The organism is Oceanobacillus longus, from assembly GCF_042650085.1.
Taxonomy (GTDB): Bacteria; Bacillota; Bacilli; order Bacillales; family Amphibacillaceae; genus Oceanobacillus; species Oceanobacillus longus.
In genome coordinates this window covers 354,421-373,343 of sequence record NZ_JBHSAO010000001.1, presented here as the reverse complement: position 1 = coordinate 373,343, position 18,923 = coordinate 354,421, and the positions used below count along the sequence as shown (strand labels likewise).

Here is an 18,923-nt window from a genome sequence, read left to right as displayed (position 1 = left end):
GCAATATACCGATTTCTATTTATAAGATTATTTTAGTTAAAGAACACTTGCATGTCCTTCGTAAATATCACCTTTTGTACCATCAACTGTAATATCCTGACCATTTTCAAGTAATTTGAAAACATTGCTCACTCCAACGATTACCGGGATTCCCAAGCTTAAACCTACGACAGCTGCATGGGAAGTTAAACCGCCCTCTTCCGTAATAATTGCTGCTGCTTTTTCAATCGCAGGCATCATATCACGATCTGTAGCATGAGTAACAAGAATATCACCATCTTGTACGTTTGATAATGCTTCTTCATTACTCTTAGCAAAAACGACACGACCGTAAGCGCTTCTTCTTCCAATTCCTTGTCCCTTAGCTATAACATCGCCAATTACATGTACTTTCAACAGATTTGTCGTACCACTTTCATTTACAGGTACACCCGCAGTAATAATTACTCTACTTCCGCGTTTGCAAAGACCTGTATCCAAGCCTTTGTTAATTGCTATGTCAAGCATTTCATCAGTAGAACTCGCTACATTGCCCTGGACCGCATGTACACCCCATACAAGGGATAGCTGACGGTTAACGGCATCGGAGAAAGTAACCGCAAGAATCGTTGCTTTTGGTTTATATTTAGAAATCATTCTAGCAGTATGGCCGCTTTCCGTCGGTGTGATAATCGTATCCACATTTAGGTTCATTGCAGTATGTGTTACCGATTGACTAATTGCCTCTGTAATTGTCATGTCCACATTTTTAGAACGCTCTTCCAAAATCGATTTATGTTGCAGTGCAGATTCTGCTTTCAATGCAATATTGCTCATTGTTTGGACAGATTCAACCGGATAAAGCCCTGCAGCAGTTTCTCCTGAAAGCATAATTGCATCGGTTCCATCAAAAATTGCATTAGCTACGTCGGATGCCTCTGCTCTTGTCGGACGTGGGTTTCTTTGCATAGAATCAAGCATTTGTGTTGCAGTAATAACAGGTTTGCCTGCGTTATTGCATTTTTTAATCAATGCTTTTTGTACGAGTGGAACATCTTCAGCTGGAATTTCCACACCTAAATCTCCACGAGCTACCATTAATCCATCACTTACTTCCAGGATACTGCCAATATTATCGACACCTTCCTGATTCTCAATTTTAGGAATGATGTGGATATGTGTTGCCCCATTGTTTTCAAGTAATTCTTTGATTTCAAGAATATCAGATGCGCGACGTACGAAAGATGCAGCAATAAAATCTACACCCTGTTCGATACCAAAATTGATGTCTGCCGCATCCTTGTCTGTAATACCTGGAAGGTTTACAGAGACATTCGGTACATTTACACCTTTTTTATTTTTTATAACACCGGTGTTCATCGCTTTTGTAGTAATTTCGCCTTTTGCTTGGTCAATCTCAATGACTTCAAGTTCAATTAACCCGTCATCAAGTAGAATTTTGGACCCTTCATGTACGTCATTGATTAAACCTTCATACGTTACAGAAAATTTCTCTGCTGTACCCTCCACTTCATTCATGGAAACAATAACATTATTTCCTTGTACAAGCTCAGCATATCCTTCTTTAAAGTTACCGGTTCTAATTTCCGGTCCTTTCGTATCCAATAAAATAGCGACTGTTTTATTTTTATTTTTTGCGGCTTCTCTAATATTTTTTATACGTGCACCATGCTCCTCAAAGTCACCATGTGAGAAATTAAGTCTGGCAACATTCATACCTGCATCAATTAAATTTTCAAGTATTTCCACCGTTTCTGAAGCTGGTCCAATCGTACAAACAATTTTCGTATTTCTCATGTATTGTTCTTCCTCCTTGTTATCTTAACGATGTTTATAACTATTCTAGCTGAAATTAATTTTAAATCATCGATCTAGTTCTCATTGAAGTTAGATGGATAATTCCTTGGAAAGCTGGTACATTTCTTCATTGATTGAATGGTCTTTTGTAAACACTTCATCAAAAGCATGGTCAACCAATATATTCTGCTGTATACCAACCATTCTACCACCTTGCTCATTCATAAGCAGTTCTACTGCTCTCGCGCCTAAACGGCTCGCAAGCACTCTGTCTGTTGCGGATGGTGAACCACCGCGCTGAATATATCCTAGTACGGTAACACGTGTTTCAAGTTTGGTTTCTTTCTCGATTCGATCACCATAATCAAAACCGCTTCCAACACCTTCTGCCAACAGAATAATGCTATGTTTCTTGCCGCGGTCATGACCACGCTTCAAACGATCCAAAATTCCGGAAAAGTCTTCCTTTTTCTCAGGTATCAAAATACTTTCTGCACCTCCAGCGAGTCCTGCCCAAAGCGCAAGGTCCCCGGCATCTCTTCCCATAACTTCAATAATATACGTACGTTCATGAGAAGTTGCAGTATCACGAATTTTGTCCACCGCTTGTATAATCGTGTTTAACGAAGTATCAAAACCAATCGTAAAATCGGTTCCTGAAATATCATTGTCGATTGTTCCCGGAACTCCGATACAAGGAAAACCTTTATCGGTTAACTTTTGCGCTCCACGGAAACTTCCATCCCCACCAATAACAATTAAGCCTTCAATTCCGAACTTTTTTAGTTGTTCAATTGCCCGTTGCTGTCCGGCTTCTGTTTTAAATTCCTCACTGCGGGCAGAGAATAATATTGTACCGCCGCGTTGAATAATATCTCCTACAGAGCCCAGATCCATATTTTCTATATTACCCTCCATTAGACCTTGAAACCCATTTTTGATTCCATAAACTTCCATCTCATGAAAGATAGCTTTTCTGACTACGGCACGAATGGCTGCATTCATACCTGGTGAATCTCCACCACTAGTAAGTACACCTATTTTCTTCACGTAAACTTCACCTCTAGTCGTAAAATTATAAATCTGCTTTTACTGTACCATACCCTTTAAAGATAAATAAAAACAGAACAAATAGCAATCATTATCTTATATGTAAAGTGATATTTTATATTAATTCATACAGAATAAGAGACTGATACTATAAATTATCAGTCTCAACTACAACAGTTTCTATATTGTTTCGTATTCACCAATCTGTTTATACTTTTCCCATCTATTCTCAAGTAATTCTTCTTTTGTTAATTTACTTAAAGAATTTAAGGAGTTTTGAATTACTTTACCTATATTTTCCGCTTGCTTGTCAATGTCACGATGCGCTCCACCCTTAGGTTCAGGAATGACTTGATCGATAACATTTAATTCCTTTAAGTCATAAGCTGTGATTTTCATCGTTTCGGCAGCACGTTTAGCCTGTCCCGAATCCTTCCATAGAAGAGCAGCTGCTCCTTCAGGGGAGATAACCGAATACGTGGAATTCTCAAGCATATGAATCTGATCCCCGACACCTAATGCCAAAGCACCACCGCTACCACCTTCACCAATAACGATACATATGATTGGAACCGTTAGCCCTGCCATTTCCATCAGATTTCTGGCAATGGCTTCACTTTGTCCTCTTTCCTCTGCTGCTTTCCCCGGAAATGCACCCTTTGTATCAATAAAGCAAATAATTGGTCGATTAAATTTCTCTGCTTGTTTCATATGACGCAATGCTTTACGATACCCTTCTGGATGCGGCATTCCAAAATTTCTGCGGATGTTCTCCTTCGTATCTTTCCCACGCTGATGTCCAATTACTGTTACAGGTTCCCCCATATAATAAGCCAGTCCAGCAACAATAGCTTCATCATCGCCATAATTTCGGTCACCATGAAATTCAATGAAATCTTTAAATAGTTTCCCTATATAATCCAACGTTGTCGGTCGCATTGGGTGTCTTGCCATCTGTACTCGATTCCATGGTTTCAAATTACCATAAATTTCATCTTCGAGAACGGAGAGGCGTTTTTCCAATGTTTGAATTTCCGCTGACAAATCAATTTCACTATTCTCGGTGAAATTTTTCAGTTCAGCGATCTTTTCTTTCAGATTTACGATTGGTTTTTCAAAATCGAGTATGTGAGTCATTTTGTCTCGCCACCATTCTGATGCATTTCAAGAAGCTTGGAGATGGTTGATTTCATATCATGTCGGTGAATCACTTTGTCTAATTGGCCATGTTTTAGCTGAAACTCTGCTGTCTGAAAGTCCTCTGGCAACTTCTCGCGAATCGTTTGTTCAATGATTCTTCGTCCTGCAAAACCAATTAGTGCACCTGGCTCAGCGAAATTATAGTCACCAATGGAAGCAAAGCTCGCTGAAACACCGCCAGTAGTTGGGTGAGTCATAACAGAAATCATTAATCCACCCTTGTCACTGAAGCGTTTAATGGCAATGGAGGTTTTTGCCATCTGCATTAAGCTTAGGACACCTTCCTGCATTCTGGCACCACCAGAAGCCGTAAAAATAATAAATGGTATCGATTCATTTTTTGCGTTTTCAATTGCACGCGCAATCTTCTCACCCATTGCAGAACCCATACTCCCCATCCGGAAACTGGAATCCATTACAGCAAACGCAGTTAAAGTACCATTTATCGTACCTTTACCGGTAACGACTCCCTCGTTCAGATTCGTTTTTTTACGATCCTTGGCAATTTTTTGCTCGTAATCAGGGAAACCAAGCGGATTTCCGGATGTAATTCCTTGATCCCATTCCTGAAATGATTCCGGATCAAATAAACTGTTTATTCGATTCCATGCAGTCATCGGATGGTGGTAGCTACAATTCGGACATACATGCAATGATTTCTTCATTTCTTTACGATAATATATTTTATTACAACTCGTGCATTTTTGCATAAGTCCTTCAGGAACATCCATCTTAGCCTGTTCATTTGGTATGGATGCGTACTTCTTTCGCTTGCCGAAAAAATCTTTAAGCAAGGCTATTCCCCCTTTAATACCTACCTTGTCATGCAAGCATGTACAAATAAATTTAGAACCATACTCTCATTATAACAATTCCGTTTTAAAAAGAGTGTCGAAAACAATCGAGTGAACGCTCAACTGTCAAATTTGTTTAATTAATAAATAACTCTTCGATGGATAGATAGTCACGATCCGAGTATAAATCTGTCAACTTTGAGTAAAATGCGTCATCATAATGTTGTGTACTAACAGTATGTGAAAATTCGTTCATCAAAACCCAAATTTTAGTCATTAATAGATTTTCCGTCTTTTCAAATAAATAAGTAAAGTAGGTGCTATGTCTTGTATGTGGATCATTTGTGTACATAGCAGCAATTTTGTTTAGTTTTTTAAAATCATTTTCTTCCATTCGACTGAAGGCCAATTTGGCAGCTTCTTTTTCGATAATTTTCTGTGTAACGGACAGGTCATTCTTCATGTTTTCCTGCCTAAGAATAAATGAAGATAACAATTCCACTGTCTGAAAGGTACGATACGTCCTTAAATACGTACCCTCACCATGCCTTGTTTCAATTAGCCCAATAAGTTCCAACGCCCGTAAAGCTTCCCTAACAGAAGATCTGCCTGCATTTAACCTTTCTGATATCTCTCTTTCAGATGGAAGCTTGTCTCCAGCATTTAAATGATGCATCTCAATATGTCGTTGCAATTCCTTGATTACTTCCTGATATACCTTTTGTTTACTTGAAGTTGACACAGCAGGCCTTCACTCCTTTGGAACGGATAGAGTGTGTTCAAAAAGGCCTTTACTCTTTTTTAAACACACTCTTTTATTATTTTTCCTTTTGAGTCAGTCTTCTTGTTTTTTCTGCAATTTCTTCCGGATCAAGTTTTAGTCTGGCAACTCCAGATTCCATTGCCGCCTTAGCAACCCTTGATGCGACTAGAGGAGCAACACGGGTATCAAATGGGCTTGGAATAACATAATCATCATGCAGCTCGCTTTCATCGATTAAAGAAGCAATTGCTTCTGCAGCAGCTACTTTCATTTCTTCATTGATTCTTGTAGCCCTTACATCCAATGCTCCCCGGAAAATGCCAGGAAATGCAAGTACGTTATTTACTTGATTGGCAAAGTCCGATCTTCCGGTACCAATAACTCTTGCACCAGCTTCTTTTGCTTCTTCAGGAAGAATTTCAGGATCCGGATTTGCCATGGCAAAAATAATCGCGTCATTATTCATGCTTGCAACCATTTCTTTTGTTAATGCCCCACCTACTGAAACACCAATAAATACATCGGCATCTACGAGAACATCTTGTAGTGAACCTTCTTTTTTAGCGTTATTTGTAAATTTTGCAACTATATCTTTTACTTTATTCATTCCATATGGTCTGCCTTCATAGATAGCACCTTTGGAATCACACATGACTATTTCACGAACACCAAAGCTCTGTAGCAATCGAACAATTGCGATACCTGCCGCTCCTGCTCCATTGGCTACTACTTTTATCTCTGAGAAATTTTTTCCAACAAGCTTCAACGCATTTATTAATCCTGCAACTGTTACAATTGCAGTTCCATGCTGATCATCATGAAAAATTGGGATATTTGTTTCACTCTTTAAACGGTCTTCAATAATAAAGCAATTCGGCGCTGCGATATCTTCAAGATTGACACCACCAAAATTTGGTTCAAGTAGCTTAACTGTCTGCACAATTTGATCCACATCATGGGTAGCAAGACAAATCGGAAATGCATCAACCCCGGCAAATCCTTTGAATAATACTGCTTTGCCTTCCATAACCGGGAGTGCGGCTTCTGGGCCAATATTACCTAGTCCAAGGACAGCTGAACCATCACTGACAACTGCTACCATGTTGCCTTTCATTGTATAATCATATACGGTTTCAGTTCGATCATGAATTTCCTTACACGGTTCTGCTACTCCAGGAGAATAAGCAAGGCTTAAATCCTCTGCATTATTAACTGGTACCTTTGAGTTAATCTCGAGTTTTCCTTGATTTACCTTATGCATATGTAATGCTTCATCTCTTAAGCTTGCCATTAGTATATTCTCTCCCCTTTAAAGTAGAAATGGTCTGTTCTTCATTTTTATGGTTTAGATTACTCATGGTTGCTCAGACATATAGAATTTAAAAAATTAATAATTGCTTATCCTTAGAATAATGGAGCTCCTAGTGGTCAGACCACTAATAACTTCTATATTATAACAGATGATTTATGTCTGTAAAGTAATCTAATCGATTTCGCACTAATCATAAACACGAATACGGACAGCTTTCCATCTATAGTCAAGCAGCTTAATCTATTTTCTTTAAAACTACATTATTTTTTCCGAAATTATAATTCAATTCTTTCATACAGCCTGCGTCCGGGTTGACAAAATATTCATGTGCAAGTTGATAGGACTGTTTCCTTTCGTCATCATAAATAATAATTGGTGTAGCACCTGGATAATGCTCTGCAATGCTTTTGATTGTTTTTAATGCATTACTGCTTGTACTACTACTCGATTTTATAAATAGCCGTTGTTTCGGCTGATCAGAAAGCTCCTCTTCATTAAATAGCTTTAGTGAGTCAACCACCCATTGAAGTTTGTTGTTTCTGGATTCGACTTTTCCAGAAATGCTGATAATTATTTCCTCTTCAAGAAAAAGACTCGTTTCTCGGAACAGATCAGGGAAAACAACCGCATCCATTTCTGTATGTTCGTCGCCTAATGTAAGAAAAGCCATTCGATCGCCGCGTTTCGTTCGGATTGTCTTCATGGATTGAATAATAGCTGTTGCAGTTAAATTTCGCTTACCAACCAGTTTTGCCGCCTTCTGAAGTGAAAGATGCCCATTCTCCCGCAAACGTTTCCTGAAGTCTTTCAGAGGGTGGCTCGATACATACATTCCAAGGAGTTCTTTTTCATCAGCTAATTTTTTAACTTGACTGAAGTCTTCTATATCAACATAATCTGCTTCAAATTCTATCTTGTTCTGGAATAAACTGGATTGTCCGGAAAAGTCACTGAATAATTCCCCCTGCTCCATTGCATGATCAATGGAAGCAAGCAAACTCGCCCGGTTTGGGTGCAATTCATCAAACGTGCCTGCAATGATTAAATTCTCCAATGTCGTTCGATTCACCAATTTTGGTGAAACACGTAGGCAGAAATCAAATAAACTTTTAAAAGGACCTTCCCTTCTCGCGCGGACTATCTCGGAAACGGTCTGATTACCTACTCCTTTAATAGAAGAAAAACCCATACGGACACTTCTCTTTTCTACGGTATATTTCCCAAAGCTTCGGTTGATCGATGGTGGCAATAGACCGAGATTCATTCCTTTCAGTTCCTGCATATATGTATTTAGTTTTTCTTGTTGGTTCTTCGTAGAGCTTAATAATTCGGCAAAAAAACTTGCTGGATAGTGTGTTTTTAAAAAGGCGAGCTGATAAGAAATTTTACTATAAGCTACTGCATGGCTTCTTGGAAAACCATAATTGGAGAATTTAACAATCCAGCTGAAAATCTCTTCTGCCACGTGTCTCTCATAACCATTCTTGCTACAACCATTAATGAACGCTTCCCGTTGGTCATCCATGACTTCCTTTTTCTTCTTGCTGACCGCCCTGCGTAGCATATCTGCTTCACCAAGTGTGAATCCTGCAATTTTATTAGCAATTTGCATTATCTGCTCCTGATAAACGAGTACGCCAAATGTTTTTTCAAGAATTGGTTTTAAATCAGGATGTGGATACGTGACTTGTTCCTGCTTGTGTTTACGAGCAATGAAGGTAGGTATAAAATCCATCGGACCCGGCCTAAAGAGTGCATTGACTGCTACGATATCTTCAAAGGATGTCGGTTTAAGTCTTGTCAATACTTGCTTCATCCCTTGTGATTCCAACTGGAAAACTCCGTTCGTCAGCCCATTTCGTAATAATTCATATGTTTGCTCGTCATGACCTGGAATATTTTCCAAAGATACCTGTTTATCGGTGGTATATTTAATCGTCTGTATTATTTTCTCAAGCAACGTTAAATTCTTTAATCCAAGAAAATCCATCTTTAATAAGCCAAGTGCCTCTAAATCATTCATTGGGAACTGTGTAAGGTGTGTATTCGTTGCCCCTAACGTTAATGGAATGTGTTCGATTAACGGTTGTTCACTAATAACGACACCTGCTGCATGGGTTGATATATGTCTGGGTAATCCTTCCAGCTTAACAGCTACGGCAAATAGCGCCTTTAATTTTGAAGAACTTTTCACATAACGATTCAGTTCCTCAGAAGATTTTACGATTTCAGGAATACGAACCTTCGACTGCAGTGGTATTTCTTTTAAAATAAAGTTTGCATCCTGTTGGTCAATGTCCATTGTCTTAATTAATTCTCTAATTAGGGAGCGTGCAGCAAATGTGCCAAATGTAATAATTTGTGCAACATGCTCCTCTCCGTATTTAGTTCGCACATATTCAATAACTTCGTCACGTCTGGCATCTGAAAAATCGACATCGATATCCGGCATTGTCAATCTTTCCGGATTTAAAAAACGCTCAAACAACAGATTATATTCGATTGGATCGACATCGGTAATTCCAAGTACATACGCAACGATGGAGCCAGCCGATGAGCCACGACCCGGTCCTACTAGAATTTGATTGGTTTTCGCATAGTTGATAAAATCAGCAACAATCAAAAAGTAATCACTAAAATTCATAGATTGAATAATATCAAGCTCATAGGTTAATCGGTCTCTGATTTCTTCTGTGACTACGGAGTATTTCTTTTCAACATTTTCAAAGCATTGTTTAGTCAGATATTCTTTAGCATCTGTCCCTTTTGGAACGGGAAAAGATGGTAGGAGGCGTTTTTCGAAATCAAATGTTACATGGCATTTTTTTTTAATGGAATCTGTTTCAAAAAGAACTTCTGGCCAAAAGGATTGAAAGCTCTCCATCATTTCAGCTTCTGAACGAAGATGCCTGTTTTTCAATGTCGGATCTGTAATTTTCATTTCCCACGACTTACCTTTTTTCATCGCCTGTAAACAATCAAAAGCAATATCATCTTTTTCTTCGAGGTAGATGACGTCATTGAGAGCTGTTACAGGTATGCCATACAATTCATGGAAAGCTTTCACAGTCTCGATAAATTCCCTATCGCCTTCCTGTTCCCGATGGTGCACGCCAAGATAAAAATCCCCTTCTGAAAATAGTGCTTGCCATTCTTTTATGTACGCGTACGTTTCCTCATCTGATCGATTTAGGAAATAGGTTTCGAGTTTTTCGCTGGTTGCTGGAAAGATACCAATTAACTGATTAGTAAGTGTACGTAATTCTTCTCTATGAATACCATTTTTGTCACGAAGCTGAATAGCCGAGCTAATTTTCATTAACTGGTTATACCCAGTATTATTCTTTGCCAACAGAACACATGGAATGCCTTCCTCCTCTTCATGATCTCGAACGTAGACGGTCATTCCGATAATCGGCTTGATTCCAAAGCTTTCACACGCACGATAAAAAGGGATGACACCATACAGCACCTCTACATCTGTGAGGGCAATTGCATCGAATTCGAGCTCATGTGCCCTCTTCACTAATTTAGGAATCGTTATCGTGCTTTCCATCAGACTATATCCGCTTTTCACTTGTAAATGTGTGTATGACATACTATCCCACCTTTTTTCTATCAACAAATATATGTTCAAAATATCTCTATACTTATTATAACAACGATTTGAGAACATGCATACGGTTTTACCTTGTTTCTTAGCATAACATGTCCGAGTTTCTCATAGAATGGAAGAAGCATGCCTTAAAGGAGTGCATAGGAGATGGAAGAACGGTTTTTTGCTGTATTTATACATTGTTTTTTTATTGCTCTCGGTGTTATTATCGGTGGATCTTTCATTGGAAGTATGGGAGATTTTGCGACTGGAGATGCACCACTGACTTCCATGGGTCGAATTGCTGACAGACTGCGAATTTGGGCAATTGTTGCAGCAATCGGAGGAACATTTGATGCCATCGCCAATTTTGAAAAAGGGCTGTTTGAGGGTTCAACGATCGATCTCTTTAAACAGGCACTGCTTATCCTTTCTGCCATGGGTGGCGTGAAAGTAGGCATCATTATTATCGATTGGTTTCTGCAAAAGGAGTTATCCTAATGCATATCCCACCCTATCATAGAAAAACAACGTGGCAGCGTTTTTTCGCGGGAGCATTCTTCGGGGGCTTTATCGCCTATTTTATTCTGATTTATATGTATGGTACCATGTATGAAGAACTTTTGGCAGAAAATATGGAGTTTACATCTCAAATAAGGGACTTGAAAGATCAAAATGAGGCCCTACTAAAAGATAAGGAAGATTTGGATGAAAAATCGCGAGAGCCTCTGACAGTCAGTTCCATCGTAATTACAATTGTTGAAGGCGATCAGCTGAAAATGGACCGATTAATTGAGCTTCAACTGGAAGAAATGATTATAGAGGAGATCAATCATCTTGTTGGTGAGGAAGTAGACATGATTAATAAAAGTGATCAGCTACTCCTATCGGCAATTGAAAATAAAGGGTTTACCATTGAAGATGTCACCTATTATTTTGAAGTAAACAAACTTACCATTGCCTCTGAATTGGAAGTAAGCGTCATTCCTAAATTATCGAACTAATATGAACATTTCATGACTCCTCATTCCATACAATGGAATTTAGATATAATTTAGTATATAATTGTGGGGAAGAGATGTAATTACTCACTTATATAGCTTAATTGAAGGGAGTCGGTTTACATGTTACCCATCAATCTAAGAAGAATGCGTGACGAAAAGATCGAGCAACTAAAAAAAGGCAATAATGCCTTTGCAGAAACAGACGAACTTATTCGGTTAATGAAAAGAGCAATAGATAAAGAGTGCTTACATGTTGAGCTTGATGAAGCAGATGCTGGCTGCTGGTTTATTCCGATGTCCAGCAGCAAAACCAGTTAAGAAAAAGTGATGATTTCATTATTGAAATCATCACTTTTTTCTCTTTATACTCCAAATGACTTGCATGCATCATTCAGCTCTTCTGTCATTTCATCTGCTTCTTCCCATGAATAAATGGTCGCCCCGGATGCGAGGGGGTGTCCACCACCATTATGTTTAGCAGCTATTTGATTTATAACGGGCCCTTTGGATCGAAGACGTACACGGATTTGTTCTTCTTCTTCAATGAAAAATACCCACGCTTTAATGCCTTTAACATCACCAATGACATTAACAAGCTGTGCCGATTCATCTGGTGTTACGTCAAACTTATTCAATATTTCTTCCGTAAGTTTTATCGTGCAAAGTCCGGACGGCAATAATTTAAATTGTTGCAGGATATAGCCACTCATTCTAGAAATTTTATCTTCCACACTGTATAGTTCTTTATAAAATGCCGGTCGGTTAAAGTCATAGGTTACCAGCTCTGCAGCGTATTGAAAGGTCTTCTTTGTTGTGCTCGGATACATGAATCTGCCGGTATCTCCAACAATTCCAGCATACAACAGGCGTGCTGCTTCATCATTCAGTTGGAGGCCGTCTTCTTTTCCGGTGTCGTAAAATTCATAAATCATTTCACTTACAGAGCTTGCATTAGTATCGACCCATCTCAGATCACCGTACTGATCGACATTTGGATGATGATCAATCTTGATCAACTTTTCTCCCAAATGGTATCGTCGATCGTCAATGCGGGCTTCATTTGCTGTGTCACAAACAATGACGAGTGCATGTTGATAGGCAGAATTTTCAATTTCATCCATTCGGGTGAGAAACGTCAATGAGGGTTCTTCCTCGCCTACTGCATAAATTTGTTTATCAGGAAAAGAATGTGCTAGTATTTCCTTCAAACCGGCCTGCGATCCAAGTGCATCTGGATCTGGTCTAGCATGGCGGTGGATAATGATAGTGTCATAAGCTTTAATGGTTTCTAAAATTTGTTTGATTTCCATTGTTGTTTTGCCCCTGTCCTGTTAATATTCTTTGAACATCCTTTTTCTTTCTGGCTATCTATGTAAAAACACGTTACAATTATAATTGGATTCTATCCAAATGCGTACAGACATATTACATAAAACTCAGAAGAAACTAGGAGAGATCAAATGGTTATATTCCCTATTGTCATTGTTGTTTCTGCAGTACTTTATATTTATTATAAGGTTGCAATTCTTAAAAATAATGATGAACTTACTCAAAAGTATTTTAACGGAAAAGCCCGGGTTTGTCTCGGAACATTCCTTTTATTTTTTGGTGTCAATCAGTATATTTTCTACAAAACACAGCTTGCGTTGTTCATTTGTTTTATCATTGCCCTCGTTGGAGCACTCCAATTATACAGAGGTTTTATGGAAGCAAAGCATTATCGCAGTGAATGGCGACGTTTGAATCCAAATGAATAGCGAAGAAAAAAGAAATCGACAACGTTAGCCGATTTCTTTTTTTCTTTAGGCTGTTATATACAAAATTTGGGCTGCGGATACTCGTCCCACCAAAAGATATGTAGTTTTGTCACAAAATCTATAAAATGCGAAGTAACTGCTGATTTCAATCTGTATGCAGAAACTTCGGCGACCGCTCTGGGAAATATACTTCGCTTTCCGTGGGCGGCTGGTGAGCCCTCCTCGTGCTTCGCACTCCGGGGTCTCGCCGATGCCTTTCCTCCCACAGGAGTCTTCGTATATTTCCCAGAGCTGGTTAGAAGGTTGCTAATAATTACTATACTTGCATAGCTAAGATTGCAACATACAACTTCACCAGTCCGGGTGAGCGAAGGGCGGTGACTCCTGCGGGAAAAGCACGTGTCCGAAGACCAGAAGAGCGTTTTTCTCTTCGGGGCTGAGGCCGTGCCCGCGGAAAGCATCCGCCCGTAGCGATCCCGGACGGGCAGTAAGACCACACGTCTCCTGAAAAATGATTTCTAACATAGATAGAAGTTTCGTCTTTTACCTCAACTGCAGATTAAAACAACATCACTTAACGATTAATCAGTTGAGCCATGATTAGTCCTTTGCCTACCAAATTGCGCTCATTGTATACTTCCACATCTATTTTTGCGTATAGTCTACCGACATCAAGCAGTTTTGGTTTAATGACCAACTTGCTATCAATCTGCACCGGTTTGCTGAAATAAACGGTCAGGTTTTCAATGGTAATATCCGCTTTTCTTACTTTCATCAGCAATCTGCTACTTGCCTCGGTAATTAAAGAAGTAAACACACCATTGGATAATGTCCCTAGTTGGTTTGTCATCTGAGGGATAACTTTTGATTCAAAAACGGAATCATCATCTTCACTGGCTTCCAAATTACTCGCGACAATATCATCAATTGTTTCCCCAACTTGTGGTTGACGCTGAATTTGCTGCATAGCCTTTAATACATCCTGCCTGGAAACCACTCCTTGCAAATGATAACCCTGGTCAACGACAGGAATCAGTTCAATCCCTTGCCAGACCATGGTATGCGCAACAGATGCGAGAGACGTTTTTGCCTGGACGACTTGCGGTTTCTTACTCATTACACGGTCGATAATGACTGTTCGATCTTTCCCTACAATATCCTTAGAAGAAACCATTCCAACGACACGCAACTTATCATCCACTACTGGAAATCTTGAATGAGATGACTTTTCATTCAGCTCATACCAATCAGCAATTGTATCTTTCACTCTCAAAAAATAAGATTCTTCAAAGGATGTTGCAATATCACCTACAAATACAATCTCTTTCTTGATCAGTTGATCGTAAATCGCTCGGTTAATCATGGCCGCTACCGTGAATGTATCATAGCTCGTCGAAATAATTGGCAGTTTTTTTTCATCTGCTAATTTTTTAACATGATCCTCTGTATCAAATCCACCTGTAATCAGTACAGCAGCACCTGCAGTCAGTGCAAGCTCATGTGCCTTAAACCGATTCCCGACAATAAGAAGGGAATCCGCTTGCGTATAACGCATCATGGCATCAAGTTGCATCGCACCGATTACAAATTTGCTTAACGTTTTATATAGCCCATCACGGCCACCTAATACTTGTCCATCTATAATATTTACAATTTCAGCAAAAGTGAGTTGCTCAAAGTTTTCTTTTTTCTTTCGCTCGATTCGAATCGTACCAACCCGTTCAATCGTGCTGACTAACCCTTGATTCTCGGCCTCTTTTATCGCACGGTATGCTGTCCCATCACTCACATTCAGATCCTTTGCAATTTGACGAACGGATATTTTATTTCCAACCGACAACGAAATGATATACTGTATAATTTGCTCGTGCTTGGTTGTCATCTATTTCACCAGCTTTCAACTGTACTATATCACTTAGTAATTATTATTATACAGTTGAACTAGTTCAAACTCAATGAAAATCACGTTGCCTCCTATTATATTCTTCCTGTTCCATAACCGGTGGTCTAGTCATTTGTAAAAGTGTTGCAAAATTGGCACCTACAACAAGCAAGAGGAACAAGAGCCACCCCCCCCAGAAAATCAATTCTACATTTGTCGTTATATATGGAATGACAGGCCAGGCAATATATAGAAAAAAGCTGGCTAATAGTAATCGTAAAATGGCATAATGACGCATTCGTATCCCCTCCTTTAATTCTAATTTTATGAGGAATACAGTGGTATAAGAACCATTTCGACAAAGTAAAAGGACAGCTTCAGTGAAAGCTATCCTGCGTGAAATGCTGTAAAGGTAATGGTTAGGTAAACATCACTCTCTGAATGTTGAAGATTTATTGTATCTATTCTTATTAGACGATTACTATTGGTTACACCATCTAAAAAAGTATCTATTTCTCCGAGATTTGTTGCTGTGGCATCCAGTGTATAGCTGCTTTCATCTAGGACGGAGCTTTCTTCCTTTTCATCTGTCTGTACCGTTAGTTCTTCATCCGCTCCAATATAGTCAATACTTACATCGGCACGTGTTGCAATTTCCTGTAACTCGATAAGAACATTATTTATTGATTTACTGTTTGGTACTTTACGAGAAACTTCAGAGAGGTCCGCACTAACATCTGTTTCTTCCTCATTTGTCAGCTTATCCAGTTGTTTATCATAAATGGAAACTTCCTTCGCTAACGAATCCATCTCTGCATTCAACGGTTTAATCACATTTAAATAGGATATTCCGTAGATTACTAGAATAGCTACAAACAGACCTACAGCAATATATGTATGTATTTTCCCCCAATGTTTAATCATTTACGAAGAACTCCTCTACCAGTATTTCGCTGTCTATAATCACTGATAATGTAGCTTCATAAGAATTTTCCATTTTTACGGAACTTGTCAGTTGCGTGTCCTGTACATAGGGTTGCTCGGTGAGAATTGCAATATAATCAGCAACTGCATGTAGTGTTGGAAAAGAAGCATCAATGATCAGTTGATTTTCTGTCCCATAATCAAATGTCAACAGTTGTTCTGGTTCTGAAAGCAAGCCAATTATTTCATGATACAGTTCGACATTGGGAAGCATTTCAGATTCGAGTGTAACGAGCTCCTGCTCCAATTGTTCCAGTTGCCTTTGGGTTCCATTTGCTTTTTGTTGTTCCAACAACACTGATTCCATTTGTATTCTTTCACTTTCAAGTGCTTCCAGTTGATTGTCATAACTGTTTTTTTGATAAAGAAGCACCGAAACAGCACTCGCCAGGAGGACGATAAAAATAATTCCAAGGATGATAGATGCGATATTTTTATTTGGTTCTTTCTCAATGAAATTAATTTCTGTATTCATGATTGCTCCTCCTTACGAATCTTTCTTTAAAGCCAGTCCAAGAACATCGATATACTTAGCTGTAAGCTCCTCTTCTTCAAAACGATGGATTGGTATTGTTACCAATTTGGATAGACTGGATTTCACAGATTCAAGGAAAGGAAAATCACCGGAAAGAAGCAGCTGATTTATTTCTGACTCCCCTTTTGTAATCGAATATTGATAAAAATCGATAATCCGATTAATTTCTATAATATATTCACGGATTAACTGCTGTGCAGACTCTTCCTCTGCATCTTTCGTGATGCTCATTTTCATATATCTTGAAAAAATAGCTTTATGATTTCGGAATGCTGTTAGGATCAATGCATCTTTATTCCAGTGAATCAACAATACATGATTCTTTTTTTCCTGGTTTGTTAAATAGTAATAGCGGTAAACAGATAAAGATGTTAGATCAGCAGCCATCGGTTTTAATCCTGCTTTATCAAACGCTTCTTCAAAAGTGGAGATCTTATCTTTTGGATATGCAAATAATAGGATATCTCTATTTTTCTCATCTGATTCTAGAAATTCGATTGCAATTGCTGGATTGGAAAATGGTAAATAAAAACTGTTTCCGATTTGTGTTTTTACATAGCCTACTGTTTCTTCTTTTGTTAACGTTGCCGGGACTTGTAATTGGCGAATAACGATCGTATCATCCGGCATAGCAAAGAATAATTTCTTCCGTTTCCATTTATGTTTATGCACAAGTTCATTTACGACTTCAACAAAAATGCCTTTATTTTGAATCATACCGTCTTTGATTGTCCCATCAGGCAATTCCACTTCTCCATGTATGACCATTCCGACGACATTATTGTGTTTATGGTAACTGTATCGCAATACTTGATTGGTAATTACCATATTGACTCTTCCATTATTCATAATCCCCATGTTGTCACCCGCTTATATAAGTAGATTAAAGTACCAATTGATTAATGAATCCCCGTAAAAATAAGTAATTAAAGCTGCTAAAACGATATATGGACCGAATGGCACCGGCTGCTTTCTTTCAATTACGTTAAATAAGATTAGCATCATACCTATCACAGACCCAATTACACATGCCAGGAAAAAAGCCACTAAAATCTTTTCGGTTCCGAGCACAATTCCTAGTACACCGAAAAGTTTCATATCGCCTGCCCCCATACCCCCACGGCTTATTAAAATAATAATAAAAATAAGGCCAAAGCCAATAATTGCACCAACGATTGCCGATCCCCATGGATTCAAGGGTACCACAAATCGCATCATGATGAAAAATGGTAGAAAGAACAAAAGCACCTTATTTGGGATCAACATGTAGTTGATGTCTGCTACTAGTATAATCATTAGCATAGAAACTAAAAGTAATACGGTGATCAATTCGAATTGGAATCCAAGCGTGTAATAGCTCAATGCGAATAAAAAGCCTGTGAGAAGCTCAATGGTTGGGTATATGTAGGAGATCTTCTGTTTACAATGCCGGCATTTTCCACCTTGGATCAGAAATGAAAATAAAGGGATATTTTCATACCAAGCTAATTGATTCTTGCAATGCGGACACATTGAACGGTCATTTGCGAAGGGTATATGTTGTGGAAGGCGTAAACCGACTACATTGTAGAACGAGCCGAATATTAGGCCTAGGAGGAAAAATAGGATTGTTAGGGGTGTGGTCATTTTATCTGGACTCCTTATTTTCAATCTATTTCAATAAAAAGCCCTGCAATAGTGGATGCAAGGCGTATGAATACCATATTATAATTTACTTATGTCCTACAATTACAACTTAAATCTTTTTTATTTTATGCTGATGGTTCAGTTGGCTCTCCGTTACCATCATAAGTAAAAGTATCACCAGCTTTTGTAACTGTACCTTTATAAACTTCACTTCCTCCAGGGACATCTATGTCTCCGTCTAAAAATCCTTCAGTTATTAGATCCTCAACTGACATTCCACCCTCTGGGAACAAGCCACTAAGATCAGCCAGTCTAGCAGCATTTTCAATTAACTCAACATTTGCTTGTTTTGCATCATTCTCTGATTTAGTAATTAGTCCACTAACACTCGGCACCGCAATCGCCAAAATAATCCCCAAAATAACAATAACTGCTAAAAGCTCTACCAATGTAAAACCTTTCTCTTTCTTCATCATCTTCTTCATTTTTTGTAACATAACATCTCCGCCTTCCTTAATCTAAGTTTCTATTAATTCCAGTCGGTCGGTTGCACTACTCACTCCAAATTACCCAAGTGCCCAAATATAGGTAATTCATCACCGTGTCCTACTAAACTCCTATTTC

The 18,923-nt window shown here is 38.7% G+C and carries 19 protein-coding genes and 1 riboswitch; of the genes, 4 read left to right on the top strand and 15 right to left on the bottom strand.

Annotation, left to right across the window (positions count from 1 at the left end; translation table 11 throughout):
- Positions 1–36: 36 nt before the first annotated feature.
- The 7 genes from pyk to dnaE form a co-directional block, all read right to left on the bottom strand.
- Positions 37–1,797: a pyruvate kinase gene (pyk, locus tag ACFOUV_RS01850; protein ID WP_379495067.1), complete on the bottom strand. Its 1,761-nt coding sequence runs from the start codon at positions 1,795–1,797 to the stop codon at positions 37–39.
- Positions 1,798–1,887: 90 nt separating this feature from the next.
- Complete coding sequence (gene pfkA / locus ACFOUV_RS01845; protein ID WP_379495066.1) at positions 1,888–2,847, bottom strand: 6-phosphofructokinase; 960 nt, start codon at positions 2,845–2,847, stop codon at positions 1,888–1,890.
- Positions 2,848–3,027: 180 nt separating this feature from the next.
- Positions 3,028–3,984 (bottom strand): acetyl-CoA carboxylase carboxyl transferase subunit alpha, encoded by a 957-nt coding sequence (gene accA / locus ACFOUV_RS01840; RefSeq protein WP_379495065.1) that lies wholly within the window; start codon positions 3,982–3,984, stop codon positions 3,028–3,030.
- Positions 3,981–4,841, bottom strand: a complete 861-nt coding sequence (gene accD, locus ACFOUV_RS01835) for an acetyl-CoA carboxylase, carboxyltransferase subunit beta (protein WP_379495064.1) — start codon at positions 4,839–4,841, stop codon at positions 3,981–3,983. Before accD ends, accA begins: the two co-directional genes overlap by 4 nt.
- Before the next feature lie 136 nt (positions 4,842–4,977).
- Positions 4,978–5,583 carry a FadR/GntR family transcriptional regulator gene (locus ACFOUV_RS01830; RefSeq protein ID WP_379495063.1) on the bottom strand — a complete coding sequence of 202 codons (606 nt, stop codon included), beginning with the start codon at positions 5,581–5,583 and terminating at the stop codon, positions 4,978–4,980.
- Positions 5,584–5,659: 76 nt separating this feature from the next.
- The gene (locus tag ACFOUV_RS01825) at positions 5,660–6,895 is read right to left on the bottom strand and encodes an NAD(P)-dependent malic enzyme (protein WP_379495062.1); all 1,236 of its coding nucleotides are present in this window, start codon (positions 6,893–6,895) and stop codon (positions 5,660–5,662) included.
- 256 nt (positions 6,896–7,151) lie between these two features.
- Complete coding sequence (dnaE, locus tag ACFOUV_RS01820) at positions 7,152–10,514, bottom strand: DNA polymerase III subunit alpha (protein WP_379495061.1); 3,363 nt, start codon at positions 10,512–10,514, stop codon at positions 7,152–7,154.
- 165 nt (positions 10,515–10,679) lie between these two features.
- Between dnaE and ACFOUV_RS01815 the strand changes: the two genes are divergently transcribed.
- The 3 genes from ACFOUV_RS01815 to ACFOUV_RS01805 all read left to right on the top strand — a co-directional run bounded on the left by ACFOUV_RS01815 (position 10,680) and on the right by ACFOUV_RS01805 (position 11,833).
- Complete coding sequence (locus ACFOUV_RS01815) at positions 10,680–11,012, top strand: YtrH family sporulation protein (RefSeq protein WP_379495060.1); 333 nt, start codon at positions 10,680–10,682, stop codon at positions 11,010–11,012.
- Positions 11,012–11,515 (top strand): sporulation membrane protein YtrI, encoded by a 504-nt coding sequence (gene ytrI, locus ACFOUV_RS01810; RefSeq protein WP_379495059.1) that lies wholly within the window; start codon positions 11,012–11,014, stop codon positions 11,513–11,515. The genes ACFOUV_RS01815 and ytrI overlap by 1 nt, the downstream gene beginning before the upstream one ends.
- A 120-nt stretch (positions 11,516–11,635) precedes the next feature.
- Positions 11,636–11,833: a hypothetical protein gene (locus ACFOUV_RS01805; protein WP_379495058.1), complete on the top strand. Its 198-nt coding sequence runs from the start codon at positions 11,636–11,638 to the stop codon at positions 11,831–11,833.
- Positions 11,834–11,877: 44 nt separating this feature from the next.
- Here ACFOUV_RS01805 and ACFOUV_RS01800 read toward each other — a convergent pair whose 3' ends face one another.
- Entirely contained in the window at positions 11,878–12,825 is a 948-nt protein-coding gene (locus ACFOUV_RS01800) for a DHH family phosphoesterase (RefSeq protein ID WP_379495057.1), read from the bottom strand.
- 150 nt (positions 12,826–12,975) lie between these two features.
- Between ACFOUV_RS01800 and ACFOUV_RS01795 the strand changes: the two genes are divergently transcribed.
- A complete protein-coding gene (locus ACFOUV_RS01795) occupies positions 12,976–13,272 on the top strand; it encodes a YtpI family protein (RefSeq protein WP_379495056.1) in 297 nt (98 codons plus the stop codon).
- 574 nt (positions 13,273–13,846) lie between these two features.
- Here the strand turns inward: ACFOUV_RS01795 and ACFOUV_RS01790 are convergent.
- The 7 genes from ACFOUV_RS01790 to ACFOUV_RS01760 all read right to left on the bottom strand — a co-directional run bounded on the left by ACFOUV_RS01790 (position 13,847) and on the right by ACFOUV_RS01760 (position 18,796).
- Positions 13,847–15,154, bottom strand: a complete 1,308-nt coding sequence (locus ACFOUV_RS01790) for a DRTGG domain-containing protein (RefSeq protein ID WP_379495055.1) — start codon at positions 15,152–15,154, stop codon at positions 13,847–13,849.
- 70 nt (positions 15,155–15,224) lie between these two features.
- On the bottom strand, positions 15,225–15,452 hold the full coding sequence (locus ACFOUV_RS01785) for a hypothetical protein (RefSeq protein ID WP_379495054.1): 228 nt from the start codon (positions 15,450–15,452) through the stop codon (positions 15,225–15,227).
- An 89-nt stretch (positions 15,453–15,541) separates the two neighbouring features.
- Positions 15,542–16,078, bottom strand: a complete 537-nt coding sequence (pilO, locus tag ACFOUV_RS01780) for a type 4a pilus biogenesis protein PilO (protein WP_379495053.1) — start codon at positions 16,076–16,078, stop codon at positions 15,542–15,544.
- Positions 16,071–16,613, bottom strand: a complete 543-nt coding sequence (locus tag ACFOUV_RS01775; protein WP_379495052.1) for a hypothetical protein — start codon at positions 16,611–16,613, stop codon at positions 16,071–16,073. The genes pilO and ACFOUV_RS01775 overlap by 8 nt, the downstream gene beginning before the upstream one ends.
- 12 nt (positions 16,614–16,625) lie before the next feature.
- Positions 16,626–17,531 (bottom strand): type IV pilus biogenesis protein PilM, encoded by a 906-nt coding sequence (gene pilM, locus ACFOUV_RS01770; RefSeq protein WP_379495051.1) that lies wholly within the window; start codon positions 17,529–17,531, stop codon positions 16,626–16,628.
- Positions 17,532–17,543: 12 nt separating this feature from the next.
- Positions 17,544–18,299 carry a prepilin peptidase gene (locus tag ACFOUV_RS01765; protein ID WP_379495050.1) on the bottom strand — a complete coding sequence of 252 codons (756 nt, stop codon included), beginning with the start codon at positions 18,297–18,299 and terminating at the stop codon, positions 17,544–17,546.
- 125 nt (positions 18,300–18,424) lie between these two features.
- The gene (locus tag ACFOUV_RS01760) at positions 18,425–18,796 is read right to left on the bottom strand and encodes a competence type IV pilus major pilin ComGC (RefSeq protein ID WP_379495049.1); all 372 of its coding nucleotides are present in this window, start codon (positions 18,794–18,796) and stop codon (positions 18,425–18,427) included.
- Between the two features lie 35 nt (positions 18,797–18,831).
- Positions 18,832–18,915, bottom strand: a riboswitch (cyclic di-GMP riboswitch).
- Between the last annotated feature and the right edge of the window lie 8 nt (positions 18,916–18,923).